This is a genomic window from Sulfuricurvum sp. RIFOXYD12_FULL_44_77, assembly GCF_001830725.1.
Classification (GTDB): Bacteria; Campylobacterota; Campylobacteria; order Campylobacterales; family Sulfurimonadaceae; genus Sulfuricurvum; species Sulfuricurvum kujiense_A.
This window is the reverse complement of sequence record NZ_MIBU01000228.1, coordinates 1-3,881: the sequence shown is the minus strand read 5'-3', so window position 1 is coordinate 3,881 and position 3,881 is coordinate 1. Positions and strand designations below refer to the sequence as shown.

Genomic DNA, 3,881 nt, shown 5'->3' with positions numbered 1-3,881 from the left:
CGCTTAGTATCGTTTGCATACGGTTAATGGAGACTTCTACGGGAGCGTTTTTGGAGGCTAATTTCATATCGGTTCACTTCAGTTAAATTGTAGCTGAAGTATAACCAAAAGAGTTTACGCCTTGTTGTCATATCTACGTTACGATAGCGTATCTAAAAACATTGAGGTTACCATGATGGAAATACTATTAGGATTAAATCTATTTTTGCTCTTTATACTTGTCGGAATGTTCGCAATATGGATATGGGCAATGATCGATATCATCACCTCCAAATTCAAAGAAGATCTGATGCAGGTAGTGTGGCTTCTTGTCGTATTCTTCTTACCGTTTATCGGCGTTTTACTCTATCTATTGCTCGGACGAAGTATGAAACTAATCCCGAAAGAAGAGCAAAATCCGAGTACTAAATACGATCATCTCACGAAACTAAAATCGCTGTTGGATGAGGGTATCCTCACACCCGAAGAGTACGAAGCGGAAAAAGAGAAGATATTGAAAAGCTTTTAAGCTACCTACATTATCACTCTACCAATTCGCTGAAATCTTCTTTCCCGACTTTGCATTCAGGGCATACCCAATCGTCCGGTAGATCGTCAAAAGCTGTACCGGGGGCGATACCGCTATCAGGGTCTCCTACTACCGGGTCATAAATGTATCCGCAAACATTGCATTCGTATTTTTTCATCTTCTACTCCTTGTTAAATGTAGTTATCCATTTCTGCATTAAGCCGCTGAAAATCAACTTCGTGAAGATACAACGGCTTACTTCCTATGTTGCTTTCCTCCCGAAGCGCATCTTCCAAAACACCTTTTTGAGGACTTTTGTAGATAACCCCTATCGGGAACGGATGGCTCTCCAGCGATTTTTCAAATGCCTTAACCTTATCCTCAGGGTTATAGTCACTCGGTAATACATACACATTCTCTTTGAACCATTTAAACGTATTGGTTTTATTGAACGTAACACACGGCTGAAAAATATCGATCAATACATACCCTTTGTGCTCAATCGCGATTTTAAGCATTGCCTTACAGTGTTCTTTATTCCCCGAAAAGGTTCGAATCACGAGCGACGCATCGAGCGATATCGCCGTCGCGATCGGATTAAACGGCTCTACGTGAACCCCCTGTGTCTGTACGGGTGTTTGAAACCCTCTTTGTGATGTCGGAGAAGCTTGACCTTTGGTGAGGCCGTAGACCATATTGTTATGGACGATGTTGATGATGTCGGCATTTCGTCGGATCGCAGACAAAAAGTGGTTACCCCCCTCCCCGTACATATCACCATCCCCCCCCTCGGCAATTACCGTAAGAGAAGGATTAGTGACTTTCAACCCCTGTGCCACAGGCAATGCCCTGCCGTGGAGTCCGTTGAACATATGCACATGCATGTATTGAGGTGTTTTCGCCGCCTGCCCTATCCCCGATACGACAACACATTGAAGCGGGTCAAGTCCCATTTCCTCCAACGCCTCTTTTAAGTGCAAAAGAATGGAAAAATTTCCGCATCCGGGACACCATGCGTTATCCTCTACAATTCTATCAAACCGTGTACTCATCGGATCTCCTTTAGCAGCAGTGCGATTTTTTCGGAGAGTTCATCGACAAAAAAACTCAATCCGTCGGATTTCAGTATCTGCTCATCGACACTGACCCCGTGCAGTCGTAAAAGTTTTGCAAACTGCCCCGTGGCATTGTTTTCGACGACGATAAGGTGTTTGGCTTTTTGAAGCGGTGCAAGCTGAGATTCGCTAAGAGGGTAAACCCACGAAAAATGGACGATTGAGAGCCTCTTATCCGCTATCCTCTCAACCGCTTCCTTAATAATATGTTGCGTACTTCCCCATCCGACAACAGCGATATCCCTATCTCCGTTAACTTCGGGTGTGATAGCTTCTTCCTTTATCAATTCGAATTTTTGAAGCCTTTTGCCGTTTTGCTCGTTCCGCACAGACATACTCTCGGTGATCAGCCCCTCCTGTGTATGTTCATCCGAATCGACCAGTACCAGCCCCTCTCCGTATCCCGGAATCCCTCGAGGACTGATCCCCTCTTCTGTAAGAAAGTAGCGTTTATAGTCCGCATCACTCTTAACGATGTGATGAGGAGGCGATATTGGATCGATTTCAAACCGCTCGACCGTGAAATAGCTGTCGGCCAAATACTGATCGCTCATCAGTATCACGGGAACCTGATACGCATCGGCGAGTTCAAACGCTTTTCGTGCAAGTTCAAAACACTCTTTAGGATCACCGGGAGCCAATACAATCCTCGGAAATTCTCCATGCCCACTGTAAATGGCGAGTTCCAAATCTCCCTGCTCCGTCCGTGTCGGAAGACCCGTCGCTGGGCCGGGACGTTGCGCCAGATAGACAACCATCGGCGTTTCGGTTATTCCGCTGAGACTGAGTCCCTCTCCCATTAGGGCAAATCCGCCGCCGCTCGTCGTCGTGATCGCTCTTCCGCCGCCGTACCAAACCCCTAATCCCATCTGAAAGGCGGCGATTTCATCTTCGGCCTGCTCGACACAAATTCCGAAATTTCGACTCTGCTTCGCCAAAAAGGTCAACACCCCCGTAGAGGGGCTCATCGGATAGCTGGAGATGAAATTACACCCCCCCGCAATCGCTCCGAATCCGACCCCGTCCGTACCGCTTAAAAAGAAATCATTATTCTCTTTCATCGAAGGATTCGGCTCGATGCAGTATCGGCAGTTCCCGTTCTCACGTGCCAGTTCTGATCCTATCTCTAATGCTTTGAGATTCACCTCAAGCAGCTCATCGGTATAGGACTCCGCAACAATCTCCCTCAGCACCGCACCATCGCACCCGAGCAATCCGAAAATAAACGCCGCCGCAATCGTATTGGAAACGATGGGATTGCCTATCTCTTTCGCCAAACTCTCCAAATCATAATCATAGAGGACGCAATCGCACTCGTAATCCCCTTTTTTGGCGACCACAAACGTCTCATTGGTAATCCGTTCTTTGGCATGAAAAAAAGCATTCGTATCGAGCGGTACGAAAATATCGACCTTAAAATCGGGTGCATTGACGGGTTTATCGGAGATCCGTATCAACGTCGTATTGCTCCCCCCGCGAACTCTGGACATAAACTCTTTGGTCGAAAAGGTATAAAATCCCCCTCTCTTGAACCCTTTGGTTAAAAGCGTCTCGATGCTCGCGATCCCCTGCCCCGCACTCCCCCCGATCAATACCGAAACTGAACTTCTCATTGTTTTGCCCCCCAGGTAATTTTTCCGCCGTAATAGCCGACGATCGTGATCGAAATCACCGTGATAAAAATAACGGCGTGATAGGTTATCCCATCCGCTCCCATGCTAAACGCCACATCAGGATTCTGCAGTTTCTGCACCAACGGAACAAACCCGATGATCAGGGTGAAGAGTGCCCCGATGAGTTTGATGACGAACGGTTTGGAGGTCGAAAAATCATAATTGATCCACCAACTGAAAACACCGCTGAGTAAAGCCAAGAAGCCCATCACGGTAGCGATCAAAAAGGATAAAAATACCGCTGTGTCGTATTCTCTGGAAGGGTTGGCTAAAAATAAAATATCGACGAATGCACTAAAATAGTGCAACGCTATCGGAAAATGGACGGCTGCGGGATGAGGATGATATTTGGCGTACCATAGACGGTAGCGCTCTTTTTTAGTTTCGGGAGGTTTGATAAATGAAGGGATAAATTGACCGACACACGGATAATTTGCAAATACCTCATCGCTGTGAGGTGCATTCTCCATTTCGGCACTCAGGTCACACCCCGCAAAATGCTTTTTAAAGTGGGTACCCTCTTTCCAAAACTTGGACGAAGTGACATCGTATACTTGCCCTTTATAGGCGATATAGGCAGGCATA

The 3,881-nt window shown here is 46.7% G+C and carries 5 protein-coding genes; 1 reads left to right on the top strand and 4 read right to left on the bottom strand.

All coding sequences use genetic code 11. The annotated features are described in order from the left end of the window. The first annotated feature begins 175 nt into the window (after positions 1 to 175). A complete protein-coding gene (locus A2517_RS08145; RefSeq protein ID WP_294895930.1) occupies positions 176 to 508 on the top strand; it encodes an SHOCT domain-containing protein in 333 nt (110 codons plus the stop codon). A 13-nt stretch (positions 509 to 521) separates the two neighbouring features. Here the strand turns inward: A2517_RS08145 and rd are convergent, their stop codons facing one another. From rd to A2517_RS08125, 4 genes are all read right to left on the bottom strand, one after another. Beyond that, entirely contained in the window at positions 522 to 686 is a 165-nt protein-coding gene (gene rd, locus A2517_RS08140; RefSeq protein ID WP_294895929.1) for a rubredoxin, read from the bottom strand. A 13-nt stretch (positions 687 to 699) separates the two neighbouring features. Then, a complete protein-coding gene (locus tag A2517_RS08135; protein WP_294895927.1) occupies positions 700 to 1,560 on the bottom strand; it encodes a thiamine pyrophosphate-dependent enzyme in 861 nt (286 codons plus the stop codon). After that, entirely contained in the window at positions 1,557 to 3,236 is a 1,680-nt protein-coding gene (locus tag A2517_RS08130; protein ID WP_294895925.1) for a 2-oxoacid:acceptor oxidoreductase subunit alpha, read from the bottom strand. The genes A2517_RS08135 and A2517_RS08130 overlap by 4 nt, the downstream gene beginning before the upstream one ends. Continuing rightward, positions 3,233 to 3,881: DUF2231 domain-containing protein (locus tag A2517_RS08125; RefSeq protein ID WP_294895923.1), on the bottom strand; the 649-nt coding region annotated here is incomplete at its 5' end. The genes A2517_RS08125 and A2517_RS08130, both read right to left, overlap by 4 nt.